The organism is Delftia sp. DLF01 (assembly GCF_014852125.1).
Taxonomy (GTDB): Bacteria; Pseudomonadota; Gammaproteobacteria; order Burkholderiales; family Burkholderiaceae_C; genus Comamonas; species Comamonas acidovorans.
Genome location: NZ_JACVAZ010000006.1, coordinates 314,938 through 332,472 on the forward strand (window position 1 = coordinate 314,938; position 17,535 = coordinate 332,472).

19 protein-coding genes are annotated in these 17,535 nt (G+C 65.4%); 16 read left to right on the forward strand and 3 right to left on the reverse strand.

The window, feature by feature from the left end:
* Positions 1-38: 38 nt before the first annotated feature.
* The 9 genes from fliJ to fliR all read left to right on the forward strand — a co-directional run bounded on the left by fliJ (position 39) and on the right by fliR (position 6,522).
* Entirely contained in the window at positions 39-503 is a 465-nt protein-coding gene (gene fliJ / locus IB269_RS27210) for a flagellar export protein FliJ (RefSeq protein ID WP_012202574.1), read from the forward strand.
* Between the two features lie 3 nt (positions 504-506).
* Entirely contained in the window at positions 507-2,030 is a 1,524-nt protein-coding gene (locus tag IB269_RS27215; protein ID WP_192368778.1) for a flagellar hook-length control protein FliK, read from the forward strand.
* 253 nt (positions 2,031-2,283) lie between these two features.
* Entirely contained in the window at positions 2,284-2,859 is a 576-nt protein-coding gene (gene fliL, locus IB269_RS27220) for a flagellar basal body-associated protein FliL (protein ID WP_012202576.1), read from the forward strand.
* An 18-nt stretch (positions 2,860-2,877) separates the two neighbouring features.
* A complete protein-coding gene (gene fliM / locus IB269_RS27225; RefSeq protein WP_012202577.1) occupies positions 2,878-3,882 on the forward strand; it encodes a flagellar motor switch protein FliM in 1,005 nt (334 codons plus the stop codon).
* The gene (gene fliN / locus IB269_RS27230) at positions 3,872-4,303 is read left to right on the forward strand and encodes a flagellar motor switch protein FliN (RefSeq protein WP_013800372.1); all 432 of its coding nucleotides are present in this window, start codon (positions 3,872-3,874) and stop codon (positions 4,301-4,303) included. The genes fliM and fliN overlap by 11 nt, the downstream gene beginning before the upstream one ends.
* A gap of 10 nt (positions 4,304-4,313) precedes the next feature.
* Positions 4,314-4,649, forward strand: coding sequence for a FliO/MopB family protein (locus tag IB269_RS27235; protein ID WP_012202579.1), 336 nt, complete (start codon positions 4,314-4,316; stop codon positions 4,647-4,649).
* A complete protein-coding gene (gene fliP, locus IB269_RS27240; protein WP_012202580.1) occupies positions 4,642-5,427 on the forward strand; it encodes a flagellar type III secretion system pore protein FliP in 786 nt (261 codons plus the stop codon). Before IB269_RS27235 ends, fliP begins: the two co-directional genes overlap by 8 nt.
* 25 nt (positions 5,428-5,452) lie before the next feature.
* Positions 5,453-5,722 carry a flagellar biosynthesis protein FliQ gene (fliQ, locus tag IB269_RS27245; RefSeq protein ID WP_012202581.1) on the forward strand — a complete coding sequence of 90 codons (270 nt, stop codon included), beginning with the start codon at positions 5,453-5,455 and terminating at the stop codon, positions 5,720-5,722.
* 29 nt (positions 5,723-5,751) lie between these two features.
* Positions 5,752-6,522, forward strand: coding sequence for a flagellar biosynthetic protein FliR (gene fliR / locus IB269_RS27250; protein ID WP_012202582.1), 771 nt, complete (start codon positions 5,752-5,754; stop codon positions 6,520-6,522).
* Positions 6,523-6,570: 48 nt separating this feature from the next.
* Here the strand turns inward: fliR and IB269_RS27255 are convergent, their stop codons facing one another.
* Entirely contained in the window at positions 6,571-7,200 is a 630-nt protein-coding gene (locus IB269_RS27255; protein ID WP_012202583.1) for a response regulator transcription factor, read from the reverse strand.
* A gap of 39 nt (positions 7,201-7,239) precedes the next feature.
* Entirely contained in the window at positions 7,240-8,388 is a 1,149-nt protein-coding gene (locus tag IB269_RS27260) for a response regulator (protein ID WP_065346514.1), read from the reverse strand.
* 119 nt (positions 8,389-8,507) lie between these two features.
* On the opposite strand from IB269_RS27260, the gene IB269_RS27265 reads away from it, so the two are divergent.
* The 7 genes from IB269_RS27265 to IB269_RS27295 all read left to right on the forward strand — a co-directional run bounded on the left by IB269_RS27265 (position 8,508) and on the right by IB269_RS27295 (position 15,048).
* Positions 8,508-8,954 (forward strand): hypothetical protein, encoded by a 447-nt coding sequence (locus IB269_RS27265; protein WP_012202585.1) that lies wholly within the window; start codon positions 8,508-8,510, stop codon positions 8,952-8,954.
* 52 nt (positions 8,955-9,006) lie between these two features.
* Complete coding sequence (locus tag IB269_RS27270) at positions 9,007-9,369, forward strand: response regulator (RefSeq protein ID WP_012202586.1); 363 nt, start codon at positions 9,007-9,009, stop codon at positions 9,367-9,369.
* A 39-nt stretch (positions 9,370-9,408) separates the two neighbouring features.
* Positions 9,409-11,607 carry a chemotaxis protein CheW gene (locus IB269_RS27275; RefSeq protein ID WP_192368779.1) on the forward strand — a complete coding sequence of 733 codons (2,199 nt, stop codon included), beginning with the start codon at positions 9,409-9,411 and terminating at the stop codon, positions 11,605-11,607.
* A gap of 115 nt (positions 11,608-11,722) precedes the next feature.
* Positions 11,723-12,211, forward strand: a complete 489-nt coding sequence (locus IB269_RS27280) for a chemotaxis protein CheW (protein WP_012202588.1) — start codon at positions 11,723-11,725, stop codon at positions 12,209-12,211.
* 26 nt (positions 12,212-12,237) lie between these two features.
* Entirely contained in the window at positions 12,238-13,128 is an 891-nt protein-coding gene (locus tag IB269_RS27285; protein WP_013800375.1) for a CheR family methyltransferase, read from the forward strand.
* A 33-nt stretch (positions 13,129-13,161) separates the two neighbouring features.
* Entirely contained in the window at positions 13,162-13,899 is a 738-nt protein-coding gene (cheD, locus tag IB269_RS27290; protein WP_012202590.1) for a chemoreceptor glutamine deamidase CheD, read from the forward strand.
* Positions 13,900-13,914: 15 nt separating this feature from the next.
* The gene (locus IB269_RS27295) at positions 13,915-15,048 is read left to right on the forward strand and encodes a protein-glutamate methylesterase/protein-glutamine glutaminase (protein WP_096914209.1); all 1,134 of its coding nucleotides are present in this window, start codon (positions 13,915-13,917) and stop codon (positions 15,046-15,048) included.
* Between the two features lie 78 nt (positions 15,049-15,126).
* On the opposite strand, the gene IB269_RS27300 is transcribed toward IB269_RS27295, so the two are convergent.
* Positions 15,127-17,004: an ATP-binding cassette domain-containing protein gene (locus IB269_RS27300; RefSeq protein ID WP_043822552.1), complete on the reverse strand. Its 1,878-nt coding sequence runs from the start codon at positions 17,002-17,004 to the stop codon at positions 15,127-15,129.
* Positions 17,005-17,535 lie beyond the last annotated feature (531 nt).

A 17,535-nucleotide genomic window follows, 5' to 3' on the forward strand; every position in this document is an offset into this window, starting at 1 on the left:
GACCAACGCGATAACGAACACAGGGAGGAAACCCCGGTATGTCGTCCTTGAATGCCTTGATGGTGGCCATCGATGCCGCGTCGCGCAAGCGTGACGAGGCGCGCCAGGCGGTGCAGGAGCGCCTGCGCTCGCAGCAGGCCGCGCAGACGCAAATGGAGCAGCTGCAGCACTATGTGCAGGAAATGCAGACGCGCTGGGGCGCGCAGGAAAACCAGTCCGTGCAGCCCGAGGTCATGTTCCACCAGTACCAGTTCATGGACCGCCTGCAGCATGCCATCGGCCTGCAGACGCGGGTGCTGGCCGACCTGGCGATCCGCCTGGAGGCCGCGCAAAAGGCCTTGATGGCCTGCGAGCTGCGGGTCAGCAGCCTGCGCAAGGTCGTCGAGGTGCGCCGCCGCGATCTGGCGCTGAGCCAGATGCGCCGCGAGCAAAAGGAGACCGATGAACGTGCGGCCATCCAGTTTTTCCGTCGCAGCTTCGGGCTGACATTCCAGGAGGCTTGACGCATGTCCACCAACCAGATCGAACAGCGCGCCGATGCGCGCAGCGCCATGCAGCGCGCCATGGAAGGCGTTCGCTCCGCGCGCGGCACGCAGCCGCCCTCCAACGACCAGGCCGCAGGCTTTTCTTCGTTGCTGGCGGCGATGGACGGCATTGGCGGATTGCCGGCGCTGGCCTCGAGCGCCCTCGGCCAGGCCTTGGGCGAGGACGGCAGTGCCGCTCTTTCCGCGCTGTCCAGCCTCAAGGGCGCAGCCAAGGACGGCCTGAAGGATGCCGCAGACCTGCTGGCCGATCCCGGCCTGGCGCAGGGTCTGCTGCAGCAGCCGCAACTGCCGCTGCAACCGCAGGCGGAGCCGACCGATATGACCACCTCGGCGCAGGCCGATGCCATGGCGCTGGCTGCCAACGGCCAGGCGCCCTGGCTCAGCCTGGTCGGGCAGACCGCCCACTTGGACGGCAAGGGCGACCGCGACATGCTGCAAGGCGTGGCGGGCGACTGGCTGTCCGGCCGGGGCAGCGCCGCCATGATGGCCCTGCGCCAGGAGCAGGGCGCCGTGGCGCACGCGGCCTTCCTGGCACCGCAGTCCGCAGCCGGTGATGCCGCAGGCACGGCGCTGGCCACGGCCAGCGCCAATGCTGCGGCCCTGGCTGCCGCTGCGGACCCCAATGCAGCCGGGACCCTGACCGATGGCGCTGCGCGCCGTACCCAGGCACAGGCCCAGGCCCAGGCCCAGGCCGCCGATGTGCTGGCCGCCGTGCAGTCCGATGCGGCACTGACGGCCGCCGCCGCACGCACGGCAACCACCGCCCAGGCCACGCATGACCACACGCCCCAGGCCCTGGCGGGCGGTGTGCGGCAGGACGTGGCCCTGGCGTCGGGCATTGCGCTCAACGGCATGGCCGCAGTGCGGCCCGAAGAATGGCGCGGCCTGTTCGAGCGAGCCCGGGAGGGCGGCACCGCCTCCACGGAGTCGGCGGCGAACGGACTGCACGGCGCTGCGGCTGCCGTGGGCGCGGCCCATGCCGGACAATCCCTGGGCCAGCAGGCGGCCGGCCAAAATGGCGCGGCCTTTGCCCAGCCCGACGCCCAGGCCCAGCCGGGCAACTCCACCGAGCGCGAGCAGCAGGTGTCCGAGCAGGTGGCCTTCTGGGTCCACAACAAGAACCAGAACGCCTCGCTGTCCGTGGAGCATGAGGGCCGGGCCATCCAGGTGCAGGTCAGCCTGCAGGGCAACGAGGCCCATGTGCGCTTTGGCGCCAGCGAAGCCCAGGCTCGTGACTGGCTGGGCAATGGTGCCGACCAGCTGCGCGAGCTGCTGCAGGCCCAGGGCCTGCAACTGGCCGGCGTCAGCGTGGATGCGGGCGGCCAGTCCGGCAGCGGCGATTCGGCAAGACAGGGTGCGGACGCCCAGGCGCGCCAGGGCCGCGTGAGCGCCATGGTCGATGCCGCCGGCGTCACGGGCGGCAATGGCGCCGCACAGGCCGGCGGTGGCCGTGCGGCAGCGGGCGGGGTGGATCTGTTCGTCTGATTCTTCCTGCGCTTCTTGCGGGGCGGCGCATGCGCCATTTCAGGGTTTTCAGAACAGGCCGGGTGGCGACAAGCTGCCCGGCCTGTGGCGTTTGAGGGTCATCAAGCCAGCGAGAAACCGGGGTTTCATGCGCTTATTCAGGCCATGGTCCGGGGTCCAATCGCCGAATAATTCCTGCCATGGGCCTGCTGCGTCATGGCGCCGCGCATGAAGCGCGTGCGCGTGGCGGTCCCGCTCACCCAGAGGAATTCCAGTGTCTGCCACACCCAATGCCGCCAACAATGCAGCTCCCGCCCCGGCCAAGGGCAAGAAGCTGATCGTGCTGATCGTCATCATTGCCGTCCTGGCCATAGGCGCGGCCGCTGCCTTCATCCTGCTGTCCAAGCGCCACAGCAGCGGCGATGAGGAAGAGGGCAGCGCCAGCAAGGCGGCCGTGACCGTGCCCACCTTCCTGCCGCTGGACAACCTGGTGGTCAATCTGTCCGATACGGGCGGCGACCGCTTCGTGCAGATCGGCATCACGCTGGAGCTGGCCGACGAGAAGACGGCCACCACGGTCAAGCAATACCTGCCCAGCATCCGCAACGGCATCCTGATGCTGGTGTCCCAGCGCACGGCCGAGGAGCTGCTGGAGCGCGAAGGCAAGGAGCGCCTGGCCGCCGACGTGCTCAACGAAGTCTCGGCCCCGCTGGGCTACGGCAACCAGGCCAAGGCCAAGAAGCGCAGCCGCGACGAGGATGCCGAGGACGAAGACGGCGAGCGCCGCCGCTCCTCCGCTGGCAAGAACCCGGTGCGCCGCGTGCTCTTCTCCAGCTTCATCATCCAGTAACCGGGGAGGCCAGGCGCCATGAGCGATTCGTTTCTCTCCCAGGAAGAAGTCGATGCCCTTTTGGAGGGCGTGACCGGCGAGAGCCAGAAATCCACGACCGAGGAGGTCGAGGCGGGCATCATCCGCCAGTACGACATCTCCAGCCAGGAGCGCATCGTGCGCGGGCGCATGCCGACGATGGAAATCGTCAATGAGCGCTTTGCCCGCAACTTCCGCATCGGCCTGTTCAACTTCATCCGCCGCAGCCCCGAAGTGTCCGTGGGCACGGTGTCGGTGCAGCGCTACAGCGCCTTCCTGCGCGAGCTGGTGGTGCCCACCAACTTCAACATCGTCGCCATCCGTCCGCTGCGCGGCAGCGGCCTGGTGGTCTGCGACCCCTCGCTGGTGTTCGGTGTCATCGATACGCTGTACGGCGGCACGGGCCGGCTGCAGACGCGTATCGAAGGGCGAGACTTCTCGCACACCGAGCAGCGCGTGATCAACCGCCTGGTCAACGTGATCTGCGAGGAATACAAGAAGGCCTGGCACGGCATCTATCCGCTGGAGCTGGGCTACCAGCGTTCGGAGATGCAGCCGCAGTTCGCCAACATCGCCACGCCCAGCGAAATCGTCGTGTCCACGGCCTTTCAGCTGGAGATCGGCGACATCTCGGGCTCCATCCACATCTGCATGCCCTATGCAACGCTGGAGCCCATCCGTGATGTGCTGTATTCCTCGACACAGGGCGACTCCATCGAAGTGGACCGCCGCTGGGTCAAGGTGCTCAAGCGCGAGATCCAGGCCGCCGAGGTGACCCTGGTGGCCGAACTGGCACGTGCCGACGCCACGGTGGAGCAGCTGCTGGCCATGCGCCCCGGCGATTTCATCGAACTCGACCGCGAGCCGCTGATCCGCGCCTCCATTGGCGGCGTTCCGATTTTCGAGTGCCAGTACGGCACTCACAACGACAAGTACGCAATCCGCGTCGAGAACTGCCTGCGTGGCGCCGACGCTGGCTGGATGGGAGAAAACAATGGCAACTGAAGATACGCAAAAGCCCGCTGGCGATGATCCGTTCTCGGGCTGGGCAGAGGCATTGGACGAGCAGCGCGAGCGCGACGCCAAGCTGGAAGAGGAGCAGGGCGGCCCGCTGACGGGCGAGCCCGTGCGTCCCTACGCCGGTGGCGGCGATGTGCCGGTCAACGACATCAACATGGTGCTGGACATTCCGGTGCAGCTGTCGGTGGAGCTGGGCCGCACCAAGGTGCCGATCAAGTACATCCTGCAACTGGCCCAGGGCTCGGTGGTCGAACTCGACGCACTGGCCGGCGAGCCCATGGACGTGCTGGTCAACGGCTACCTGATCGCCCAGGGCGAGGTGGTGGTGGTCAACGACAAATTCGGTATCCGCCTGACCGACGTGGTCACGCCGTCCGAGCGCCTGCGCCGGGTCAGCCGTGGCTGAGAGCGCCGGCATGGGCCCGCTGTGGCCGACCCTGCTCACGGTGGTGGCCCTGGTCACGGCCATGGCCGCTCTGCCCTGGCTGCTGCGCCGCTTCCAGCAGCGCACGGCTGCGCTGCGCGGTGCCGCCGGCCTGCAGTCGCGGGTGCTGGGCGCCGTGGGCGTGGGCCCGCAGCAGCGGGTGGTGACGGTGGAAGTGGGCGAGGGCGCACAGACCGTGCGTCTGGTGCTGGGCGTCACGGCGCAAAGCATCCAGTGCCTGCATGTGCTGCAGGCCCCGGCCCCTGCTGATTTTTCGGCTGCGATGGCGCAAGCGCGCAGCCTGCCTGCGGACGGTGCGAATGTCTGAATATTCCTGCAAGCGCCCGGCGCGCACGCTGAGCCAGGCCGCTGGCGCCGCAGCGCTGGCGCTGTGCTGCGCCACGCCCCTGGCCTCCTGGGCACAGGGCGCGCCCGCCAGCCTTCCGCTGGTCATCGGCCAGGGCAGCGGTGGCACCAGCTTTTCGGTGCCCATCCAGACCCTGCTGTTCTTCACGGCGCTGTCCTTCCTGCCGGCCATCCTGCTGATGATGACGGGCTTCACCCGCATCGTCATCGTGCTGTCGCTGATGCGCCAGGCGCTGGGCACGCAGTCGGCGCCGCCCAACCAGGTGATCATCGGCCTGTCGCTGTTCCTGACGCTGTTCGTCATGGGCCCCACCCTGGACCGCGTGTACCAGGAGGCCTACGTGCCCTACACCACGAATGCTGTGACCTTCGAGCAGGCCATTGAGAAGGCCGAGGCGCCCATGCGCGACTTCATGCTCAAGCAGACGCGCCAGTCGGACTTTGCGCTGTTCGCACGGCTGGCCAAGCTCGATGCAGGCGTCACCAGCGAGACCGCACCGCTGCGCGTGCTGGTGCCCGCCTTCGTGACCAGCGAGCTGAAGACCGCGTTCCAGATCGGCTTCATGATCTTCATCCCCTTCCTGGTCATCGACATGGTCGTGTCCTCGATCCTGATGTCCCTGGGCATGATGATGCTGTCGCCCGTGCTGGTGGCCTTGCCGTTCAAGCTCATGCTCTTCGTGCTGGCCGATGGCTGGAACCTGCTCATAGGCTCGCTGGCCGCCAGCTTCGCCGTCTAGCCCCGCTCTTTTTGGAAATCCTTCCATGACCTCCCAATACGTGCTCACCTTCGGCCGCGAGGCACTGACCTTGCTGCTCATGATCTCCATGCCCGTGCTGGGCGTGGTGCTGGCCGTGGGCCTGGCCGTCAGCGTCTTCCAGGCGGTGACCCAGGTGCATGAGGCCACGCTGGCCTTCGTGCCCAAGCTCATCTCCGCCGTGCTGGTGTTTGCCATTGCCGGTCCGTGGATGCTGAGCACGCTGGTGGACTTCATCCGCCGCACCATCGAGACCATTCCGCAGGCGGTGGGTTGAGCCCTGCGCCGCGCACTGGAAACGCCACTGTGATCACCTTCAGCGAAGCCCAACTGGTGGCGTGGCTGTCGCCCGTTCTCTGGCCGTTTCTGCGCGTGCTGGCCATGTTCTCCGTGGCCCCCGTGTTCTCGCAGCGCGTCATTCCCATGCGGCTGAAGATCGGCCTGGCCTTCCTGGTCGCGGTGTGCGCGCAGCCCGTGCTGGGCGACCAGCCCGTGATCGGCATCAACTCGCCGCAGGCGCTGGGCACGCTGATACAGCAGGTCGGCGTGGGGCTGGCCGTGGGCTTTGCCGTGCGCCTGGTGTTTGCCGCCGTGGAGGTCGCAGGCGAGGTGGTCGGCCTGCAGATGGGCCTGAACTTCGCCAGCTTCTTCGATCCGACCACGAATGCCCAGCTCAGCGCGGTGGCGCGCTTCATGGTCCAGATTTCCACGCTGCTGTTCATCGTCATCAACGGGCACCTGCTGGTGCTGATGGCCGTGCTCAAGAGTTACGAGGCGTTTCCTGTGGACGGCAGCTTCCTGCAGGCCATCAACCAGATGCGGCTGCACGAGATGGGGGCGGCGGTCTTCGCCAGTGCCTTCTGGATCGCCCTGCCCATGGTCGCCATGCTGCTGTTCGTGAACCTGGTGCTGGGCATCATTTCGCGCGTGGCGCCGCAGATGAACATCTATGCCGTGGGTTTTCCGGTCACGCTCACCGTGGGCCTGACGGGATTGATGGCCACGCTGCCGCTGCTCGAGCAGCCCCTGGTCGCCTTGCTGCAGCGCGGCATCGCGGTATTTGGAACTTCAATGTAAGCAGTTGTGAAAAACAACAGATTTACAGGCCTGTCGGCCGCAAAAGCCTCAGATCAGCTGGTTGTGGATGGCGTAGGCCGTGAGTTCGGCATTGCTGCTCATCTGCAGTTTTTCCAGCACGCGCGCCCGGTAGACGCTGACGGTCTTGGGGCTGAGCATCAGCTCGGTGGCGATGTCGGTCAGCCGCTGCCCGGCCGCGATCTTGATCAGGGTCTGCAGCTCGCGCTCGGACAGGCTTTCATGGGGCACCTGGGGTGCGGGCTGGGCCAGGCTGTCGGCCAGCATCTGGGCCACTTCGGACGTCAGGTACTTGCGCCCCGTGGCCACGGTACGCACCGCCTCGATCAGCAGCACCGGGTCGCCTGCCTTGTTGGCGTAGCCCTGCGCGCCCGCCTTCAGGCAGCGCAGCGCGTACTGATCCTCGGGGTACATGGAGACCATGAGCACCTTGATCAGCGGATGGGTTTCGCGCACGCTGGCCAGGGCTTCCAGGCCACTGCGGCCGGGCATGTTGATGTCCAGCAGCAGCACGTCGCAGGTGGCGGTGCGCAGCTGTTCGCGCAGCTCGGCATAGCTGCCTGCTTCGGCGGTGACGCTGATGTCCACTGCCTCGGCCAGGGTGTCACGGATGCCCCGGCGCAGCACCGCATGGTCGTCGCACAGCACCACGTGGATCAAAGTCGGCCTCCTGGAAAAAGGGTCACGCCGCCATGGCGTTCAGCATTCATTGCCCGGGATATTAGGGCAAGTGCCGCCATCGTCCAGCGGAATGGAGACGATGACCGAGGTTCCTCGCCCGGCTTGACTGCTGACATCCAGCCAGCCCTGAACGGTGCGCGCACGCTCGCCCAGACCGCGCAAACCGAAGGATTCGGGCTTGTCGCGCGCGCCTTCGGCCAGGCCCACGCCGTCGTCCGTCACCTCCAGCGTGAGAAAGCCTTCGCGGTCCGAGAGATCGATGTCCACATGGCGCGCCTGGGCATATTTGCCGACGTTGGTCAGCGCTTCCTGGGCCGTGCGGTAGGCCACGACCTGGATGTCGGGCGCGATGTCCATGCTCTCGCGGCTGCTGCGCACCCGGGTGGGCACGCCCGTGCGGCGCTCGAAATTCTCGGCCAGCCACTGCACGGCGGCCACCAGTCCCTGGTCCAGCACGGGCGGGCGCAGGTTCATCATGATGCGCTGGCTTGCACCCAGCGCATGCTCCAGCATTTCCAGCGCGGCCAGCGCATGCTCGCGCAGTCCGCCCTCGGGCGCATTGCGCGCAATCCAGGCCACATCGAACTTCACCGAGGTCAGCGAGCCGCCGATGTCATCGTGGATCTCGCGGGCAATGCTGGCGCGTTCCCGTTCGGTGGAGGTCTGCAGATGCTCGGTCAGATCGGCCAGGCGCCGCTCGGACGCCGCCAGCTCGGCCGCCGCGCGGCGGCGCGCCAGGCGGGCCTCGTGCACTTCCAGCGCATGCGAGACCACATGGGGCAGGCGCGTGATGTGGTCCTTGAGCAGGTAGTCGCTGATGCCCTCGCGCATCACGTCCACGGCGGCCGACTCGCCGATGGCGCCGGACAGCAGCACAAAGGGCGGATGCCCGGGCTGGCGGCGCACCAGCTCCCAGGCGTCCAGCGCCGTGAAGCCGGGCAGGTGGTAGTCGGCCAGGATGAGGTCGAATGCCTGGCTCTGCAGCGCGGCTGCGGCATCATCGAGCAGGTCGACCGCGACAATCTCGCAGACCAGTCCGCCGCGCAGCAGGCTCAGCCGCGCCAGCGCCTGGTCGGCCGCCGAATCCTCGATGTGCAATATGCGCAAGGGCTTGTGCGGTGGTCTGGCATCCCCGGGGGCGCTATCATGAGATACATTTTGGAACATAAATGCAAGTGGTCGTGTATATCAAGGGATGCGCTGCATTCCTGGGGACGATTGACAAGGGCTGGCCATGCTGCAGAGCATGGCGAACATTGGGCTGAAACGCTGGTGGTGGAGTAACAATGCAGTCAATGCACAAGCCTTCGGGCGAGCCTGCCGTCCCCATGCCCGTCATGGTGGCCGCAGACCTGCAGGATGCCTTGCTGGTGGCGATGCGCGATCTGCAGCGCCTGGAAGGCCTTCTCAATCATGCAACGCAGAACCTGCTGGACCGTTTCGACGAGACCCACGGCCAGCTGGCCGGTGAGGCGCTAGGCGCCTTGCCCGAGCTGGACGCCGCGCGGTCCACGCTTCGGTTGGCGGTGACCGAGTTGCAGTTTCACGACATGTCCTCCCAGTTGATCGCCCATATTACGAAGATTTTGCAAGGCTGCGCGTTCCAGTTGGCCGCAGCCACCATGGGCGTGGACGAGGGGGAGGACGATTCCCTGGGCCTGCCGGCGATACCCGACCGGCCCAATCCCGTCACGCAAAGCGAGATGGATGCTGGCTCGGTCGAGCTGTTCTGACCACTGACCATGCACTCTTCTACCTTTTATTGCCCGTCTGTTGGAGCTATACATGCGATCGATTCTGGCTGTTGATGATTCCCCCTCGATGCGAAAGATGGTGGCGTTCACCCTCGCAGGGGCGGGATTTCGCGTTGTGGAGGCGGTTGACGGCGTGGATGCGCTCGAAAAGGCACAGCTCGAACAAGTCGACCTGGTGCTGGCCGACCAGAACATGCCGCGTCTGGATGGCATCGGCCTGACCCGCAAGCTGCGCGAAGACCCCAAGTTCCAGAACACGCCGATTCTCATTCTCACCACCGAATCCAGCGACCAGATGAAGCAGGCCGGACGCGCCGCGGGCGCCACGGGCTGGCTGGTCAAGCCCTTCGATCCAAACCGTTTGATCGAAGTCATTCAGAAAGTAATGCGTTGAGCCGATAAGTACGGGCAACAGGAAACAGCAGGACCAAAGATGGCGGATCTACACCAGGATGGGGCAGGAGCGGGCGCAGACTTCGACCTGAGCCAGTTCTATCAAATCTTCTTCGAAGAAGCGGCCGAGAACCTCGACCAGATGGAGCAGATGCTGCTGAATCTGGATCTGTCAGCGGCCAATGACGAGGAACTCAACGGCATCTTCCGATGCGCGCACTCGATCAAGGGCGGGGCGGCCACTTTCGGCTTTGCCGACGTGACCGAGCTGACGCACCGCATGGAGTCGCTGCTCGACCGGCTGCGCCGGCACGAGATCACACCGATTCCGGAGATGGTCGATGTGTTGCTGGAGTCGGCGGATGCCAGCCGCAGCCTGCTGGCACGCCACCAGGCCGGCAACGAGGGCGAGGCCCTGTCCACCACGGATCTGGTGGCACGCATCGAGACGCTGGCGGAAGGCCGCAGCGCCGTACCTGCAGCGGCAGCGCCGGCTCCCGCACCGACCCCGGCTCCAGCCCCTGTGGCTGCGCCAGCGCAGGCTCCGGCCCCGGTTGCTGCAGCACCTGTCTCGGGCGGCGCCGTCGGCACGGCACCCAGCACCGGCGGACGTTCGCTGCATATCCTGATCGGTCCGCTGGAGCGCCTGGAGATGGCCGAGGCCATCAAGGAGCTGTTCCGCGACATTCCCGGCCTGGGACGCATCGAGGACCTGGCCTGCGATCAGCCGCAAAGCCGCCTCTTTGACGTGCAGACCTCGTCCACCGACGACGACCTGCTCGATCTCTTCGCCTTCCACGTGGCCAAGGAGCAGGTCCGCATCACGGCGGCCGGAGCCTCTGCCGAAGCAGCACCCGCAGCGGCGGCGGCGCAAGCCCCGGCCGCTGAAGAGCATGCGCACGACCCCGATGCCGCCCTGGCCTCGGCCGCCATCCCGCCTGCCGATGAGGCCTATGGCTTCTTCAACGGCGCGCCCGGCATGCCCCAGGCCGATGGCGCGCTGGCCATCCAGCCGGCCGGCGCCGTGGCCAAGCCCGCCGCCAAGACGGCGGCCCAGACGCAGCAGGCGCAGATGGAGTCCACCAGCATCCGCGTGTCGGTGTCCAAGGTCGACCAGCTCATCAACCTGGTCGGCGAGCTGGTCATCACCCAGGCCATGCTGGCGCAAAACAGCCACGGACTGGACGCATCGGCCTACCAGCAACTGCTGGCAGGCCTGGCCGACCTGGATCGCAATACGCGCGATCTGCAGGAGTCGGTGATGTCCATCCGCATGATTCCCATGTCCACCGTGTTCAGCCGTTTCCCGCGCATGCTGCGCGACCTGGCCGGCAAGCTGGGCAAGAAGATCGACCTGATCACGCTGGGCGAGGCCACGGAGCTGGACAAGGGACTGGTCGAAAAGATCACCGACCCGCTGACCCATCTGGTGCGCAACAGCGTGGACCACGGCATCGAAATGCCCGAGGACCGCCTGGCGGCCGGCAAGTCCGAGCACGGCACGCTGACGCTGGCAGCCTCCCATCAGGGCGGCTCCATCGTCATCGAGGTGCGCGACGACGGGCGCGGCATGAACCGCGAGCGGATTCTGCAGAAGGCCCGCGAGCGCGGCATGGATGTCTCGGACAACATGCCCGATCAGGAGGTCTGGCAACTGATCTTCGCGCCGGGCTTCTCCACGGCCGACGTCGTCACCGACGTGTCCGGGCGCGGCGTGGGCATGGACGTGGTCAAGCGCAATATCGCGGCGCTGGGCGGCTCGGTCGAGATCGAGTCCACCCAGGGCAAGGGCATGCGCGTGGCCGTTCGCCTGCCACTGACCCTGGCCATCATGGATGGCATGTCGGTCGGCGTCAGCGACGAGGTCTATATCCTGCCGCTGTCCTCGGTGGTCGAGTCCTTCCTAGTCAAGGCCGAAGACGTCAACACCGTGGCCAACGGCACGCAGCTGGTCAAGGTCCGCGACGAGTACATGCCCGTGTTCGCGCTGGAAAAGACCTTCCGCGTGCCGCGCAGCGACACCAGCCAGTCCAGCAACATCATGGTGGTGGTCGAGTCCGACGGCAGCCGCGTGGCCCTGCTGGTCGACGAGCTGCTGGGCCAGCACCAGGTGGTGGTCAAGAACCTTGAATCGAACTACCGCAAGGTGCCCAACGTTTCGGGCGCCACCATCCTGGGCGATGGCACGGTGGCGCTGATTCTGGACACCGGCGCGCTGGTGCGTCGTGCACGCCACTGAACGGGACAGGGATACCTGACGACAATCGACGGCGCCGCAGGCAGTGCCTGCGCGCCGCCAAGAAACCATGGCCTTCGCCACCACGGCGCGGGCCCGACAGTTGAGGAGCTGAGCAATGAGCGTGATCGCTAAGACCGCAGAAGGCGTCGCCACCGGCGCGCGCGAGTACCTGACCTTCCGCCTGGACCAGGAGGAATACGGCATCGACATCCTGAAGGTGCAGGAAATCCGCGGCTACGAGCCGCCGACCCGCATCGCCAATGCGCCGGAATTCATCAAGGGCGTGGTCAATCTGCGCGGCACCATCGTGCCCATCGTGGACATGCGGCTGAAGTTCAACTGCTCCCAGGTGGAATACAACAGCTTCACCGTCGTCATCATCCTGAACCTGCGCAACCGCGTGGTGGGCATCGTGGTGGACTCGGTCAGCGACGTGATGGAACTGGCTCCCGAAGCCGTGCGCCCCGCGCCGGACATCGAAAGCGCCATCGACAGCGGCTGCATTCTGGGCCTGGGTTCCGTGGGCGAGCGCATGCTCATCCTGCTGGACATCGAAAAGCTCATGAACAACGTGGACATGGGCCTGGTCGCCTCGGTCGACTGAGACCCGTTCTTGCACTGAGCGCCCTCATGCGATCCGGCTCATCCAATGCGGCACTGGCCGCACGTCCCGTCGCCGACGACGGGGATGCCAACGGGCCCCTGGCCCAGGGGCGCGAATTCGAATGGTCGTCGCGGGACTTTGCCCGCGTACAGGCGCTGATCTACCAGCGGGCCGGCATCAGCCTGCACGATGGCAAGCACGCCATGGTCTACAGCCGCCTGTCGCGGCGCCTGCGCGAGACGGGCTACGACAGCTTCTCCACCTACCTGGACTGGCTGGAGTCGCAGTCCGACGGCGTGGAGTGGCAGGAGTTCGTGAACGCGCTGACCACCAATCTCACGGCGTTCTTTCGCGAGCAGCACCATTTCGAGATCTTTGCCCAGCATCTGCGCAGCAAGCCGGCCGGCACGGCCTGGAAGGTCTGGTGCAATGCGGCCTCGACCGGGGAAGAGCCTTACTCCATCGTCATGACGGCGCTGGAAGCGCTGGGTGCCACGCCCAGCTTTCAGCTGCAGGCCAGCGACATCGATTCGCGCGTGCTGGACACGGCATCGGCCGGCGTCTACCGCGCCGAAAGCATCAAGGGCATGAGCGCCGAGCGCCTGCACCGCTTCTTCCTGCGGGGCAAGGCCGGCAATGCGGGTCTGGTGCGCGTCAAGCCCGAACTGCGCCGCCTGGTGGAGTTTCTCAACGTCAACCTGATCCGTGACGACTGGCCGTTCCGCGACCCCTTCGACGTGGTCTTCTGCCGCAACGTGATGATCTACTTCGACGCGGCCACGCAGCGCCGTGTGCTGGAGCGCATCCACCGCGTGATGAAGCCCGGTGGCCTGTTGTTCGTCGGGCATGCCGAGAACTTCAGTGAATCGCGCGATCTGTTCACGCTCAAGGGGAAGACCGTCTATGAGCGCCGCTGACGCAGGTCTTGCCGCACGCCAGGGGGTGCTCCCATGATCGGAGACCGCCCTGCCTTCGCACCGCCACCGGCGCCCTCGGAGCGTCGCCGCATGCCGCGCATCAACAGCTATACCGCTGCAGACTATCCGGCACCGGGCGATCCGGTGCCGCGTTCCTCGCTGGAGCAGCTCAAGCGCCAGCAGCGCTACCCTGGCGAGGCTTCGTTCTTCTATTACGACCCGCATTTCCAGCACAACGCCGTCAAGGTGCTGCCCGGCGAATACTTTGTCTCCAACGAGGATGTGATCCTGGTCACCGTGCTGGGCTCTTGCATCTCGGCCTGCATCTGGGACCGCACCATGCGCGTGGGCGGCATGAACCATTTCATGCTGCCCGACGGCGACTCTGCCGATGCATCGGGCCGCTACGGCTCGTACGCCATGGAGTTGCTGATCAACGAAATGCTCAAGCTCGGTGCCCGGCGCGAGTCGCTGCAGGCCAAGATCTTCGGCGGCGGGCAGGTGATGCACAACTTCACCACCATGAACGTGGGCGAACGCAATACCGCCTTCGTCACGCAGTATCTGCAGACCGAACGCATCCCCATCGTCTCGGAGGATGTGCTGGATATCTACCCTCGCAAGGTGGTGTTCTTCCCCGCCAGCGGCAAGGCCATGGTCAAGCGCCTGGCACATGCCCATCCGGAGGAGCTGGTACAGCAGGAATTCACGCGCGGCAATGCAGCCGTCGTGGCACGCAATACGGCAGGCGGCTCGGTCGACCTGTTTTGAGGAAGGTTCAAAGGAATGGACAGGAAAATCAGGGTGATCGTGGTGGACGACTCTGCGTTGGTACGCAGTCTGCTGTCCGAGATCATCAATCGCCAGCACGACATGGAATGCATCGGCTCGGCCAATGACCCGTTGATCGCACGCGAAATGATCCGCGAGATGAATCCCGACGTGATCACGCTCGATGTGGAAATGCCGCGCATGGATGGCATCGACTTCCTGGGCCGGCTCATGCGCCTGCGTCCCATGCCGGTGGTCATGATCTCCACGCTGACCGAACGCGGCGCCGAGGTCACCATGCGTGCACTGGAGCTGGGCGCCATCGACTTCGTGGCCAAGCCGCGCGTGGGTGTCTCCAACGGCCTGCAGGAACTGGCCGCGCAAATCGTGGACAAGATCCGCGTTGCTGCCGTGGCCCAGGTACGGCGTCTGCCGGTCGCTCCCCGCAGTCCAGCCTCTGCCGCAGGCAGCGCGGCAGCGCCGGTCGCTTCCTCTGCAGGTTCGGCCGTGCCGCGCCAGGCTGCACCGACGTCGCTGCTGGGGCGGCTTTCCACGGAGAAGCTGGTTGCCATCGGCGCCTCCACGGGCGGCACCGAGGCCATCCGCGAAGTGCTCACCCATCTGCCGGCCGACTGCCCGGCCATCGTCATCACCCAGCACATGCCGCCGGGCTTCACCACCAGCTTCGCGGCCCGGCTCAACAGCCTGTGCCAGATGACCGTGAAGGAAGCGCAGCACGGCGAGCGCCTGCTGCCCGGTCATGCCTATATCGCCCCGGGTGGCAAGCATTTCTCCGTGCAGCGCAGCGGCGCCAACTATGTCGCCGTGGTCGATGACAGCCCGCCGGTGAATCGCCACAAGCCTTCGGTCGAAGTGCTGTTCAAGTCGGTGGCCGCCTGCGCGGGCCGCAACGCCTACGGCATCATGCTCACCGGCATGGGCGCCGATGGTGCGGTCGCCATGCGCGAAATGCGCGATGCAGGCAGCTACAACCTCGTGCAGGACGAGGCCAGCTGCATCGTCTTCGGCATGCCGCGCGAGGCCATCGCCCACGGCGCTGCCGACGAAGTGCTGCCCCTCAACCAGATCGCCGCCGCCTTGCTGGGCAAGCTGCGCATAGGTTCGGACCAGGTGCACCACCGCATCTGAGCGCAACGGCCCGCTCTGGCGGCCTCCATGAAAAAAAGAGCGCATGGCGCTCTTTTTTTTGTCAGTTCGACACGGTGCTTACTCGGACAAGGCGCTCCAGCGCTCCAGCGCCTCCATCAGCTGCTCATCGATCTCGCCATCGCGCTGGTGCAACTGAACGGCGCGGGAGTTGTCGTTGGCATACAGCGAGCCGTCGGCCAGGGACTCGCGAATGGATTTCTGCTCCGCCTCCAGAGATGCAATGGTCTCGGGCAACTGATCGAGCTCGCGCTGCTCCTTGTAGCTGAGCTTGCGCTTGGGCTTGCTGTCGCTGCGCACCGCCGTCGGCTTGGCCTCTTCCTTGGCAGGCTTGGGCTGTGCAGCCTCGGCCAGATCCTGGCTGCGGCGCGACTGGTCCAGCCAGTCCTGCACGCCGCCTTCGTATTCGCGCCACTTGCCCGGCCCTTCCCAGGCAATGGTGCTGGTGACGACGTTGTCCAGGAAACTGCGGTCATGGCTGACCAGGAACACCGTGCCGTCGTAGTTCTGCAGCAGGTCTTCCAGCATCTCCAGCGTCTCGATATCGAGGTCGTTGGTCGGCTCGTCCAGAACCAGCACATTCGCGGGGCGGGCAAACAGGCGTGCCAGCAGCAGGCGGTTGCGCTCGCCGCCGGACAGTGAACGCACAGGAGAGTGAGCGCGTGCCGGAGAGAACAGGAAGTCCGACAGATAGCTCTTCACGTGCTTTTTCTGGTTGCCGATCTCTATCCACTCGCTGCCGGGGCTGATGAAATCCTCCAGCGTGGCATCCATGTTGATCTGGTGCCGCATCTGGTCGAAGTAAGCCACCTGCAGATTCGCACCCAGCCGCACGTTGCCGCTGTCAGGCGCCAGTTCGCCCAGAATCATCTTGAGCAGCGTCGTCTTGCCGGCACCGTTGGGCCCGATCAGTCCCACCTTGTCACCGCGCAGGATGGTGGCGCTGAAATGCGAGACGATCTGCTTGTCGCCAAAGGACTTGGCCACATCGGTCAGCTCGGCCACGATCTTGCCCTGGTAGCCATCGCCCCGGCCCGAGGCAATGTCCATCTTCACCCCGCCCAGCACATCGCGGCGGGCAGCGCGGTTGGCCCGCAATTGCTCCAATCGGCCGATGCGGCTCTGGCTGCGCGTGCGGCGCGCCTCCACGCCCTTGCGGATCCACACCTCCTCCTGGGCCAGCAGCTTGTCGGCCTTGGCGTTGATCACGGCTTCCTGGGCCAGCTGATCTTCCTTGGTTTGCTGGTATTGAACGAAATTGCCGGGATAGGAGCGCAGCGTTCCACGATCCAGCTCCACGATGCGCGTGGAGACGCGGTCCAGGAAGGAGCGGTCGTGGGTAATGGTCACCACGCTGCCCTTGAAGTTCAGCAGCAGCTCCTCCAGCCACTCGATGGCATCCAGGTCCAGGTGGTTGGTCGGCTCGTCCAGCAGCAGCACGTCAGGACGGGCCACCAGCGCCTGGGAAAGCGCAACGCGCTTCTTCATCCCCCCGGACAACGTGCCCACCAGGGCGTCGGGATCCAGGTGCAGCCGCTGCAGCGTCTCTTCCACGCGCTGCTCCCAATTCCAGGCGTCATAGGCCTCGATCTGGGACTGCAGCGCATCGAGATCCTCGCCCTCGCCACCCGCCAGATAGCGCTCGCGCACGGCGATCACCTCGGCAATGCCGGCGGACGCCGACTCGAAGATCGTCTGCTCGGGCACAAGCACCGGCTCCTGCGCCACATAAGTAATGCGGATACCGGACTGTGTCTGGACCTGGCCGTCATCGGCCTTGGCCAGTCCGCCAAGAATCTTCAACAAAGAGGACTTCCCTGCGCCGTTTCGACCGATCAGGCCCACACGTTCGCCGCTCTCCAGGGAAAACTGGGCGTGGTCGAGAAGCGCCACATGCCCGAACGCCAGTTGGGCGTCTATCAAAGTAATCAATGCCATCGTGCGCGCATTATCTATGCGGGCCCGATTCCTGGTGCAGGCAGCAAGGCCTCCCCGCCCGGAGCCTGCCCGCAGGGCAGGCTCCGGGCCGGTTTCAGAGGGCGGGGCGCTGACTTCTTCACGGGTCTGCAAGGAAGTTCACGAATTTCACGCCATCGGTAAAAACCCATGCTATAGTTCGATCCCTCGTCGCCACACTGCCTTGCAGACAGCGATGAGTCAGAAAAGTCTTGTAGGCAGCACGAAAAAACGTGCTACAATGCAAGGCTCTGCTGAAGAGAAGCGATGCAGATCGCTGGTGTTAAAAAGATCGAAGAAATTTGATCGCAACGACGCTAAAAACTGTGCTAGAATTCAAGGCTTCGCTGATCGCAGCGAGTCGGAAGCAAAGAAAAAATTCTCTGCTTCGATCCTTAAAAATATACAGCCGATAAGCGTGGGCGTTTGAGGCGAACAGCCAAGTTCTTTAGAACTCGGCTCTTTGAAGCCAAAAACGCTCATGAGAATAGAAGTGAAGTTCACTTCAATTCC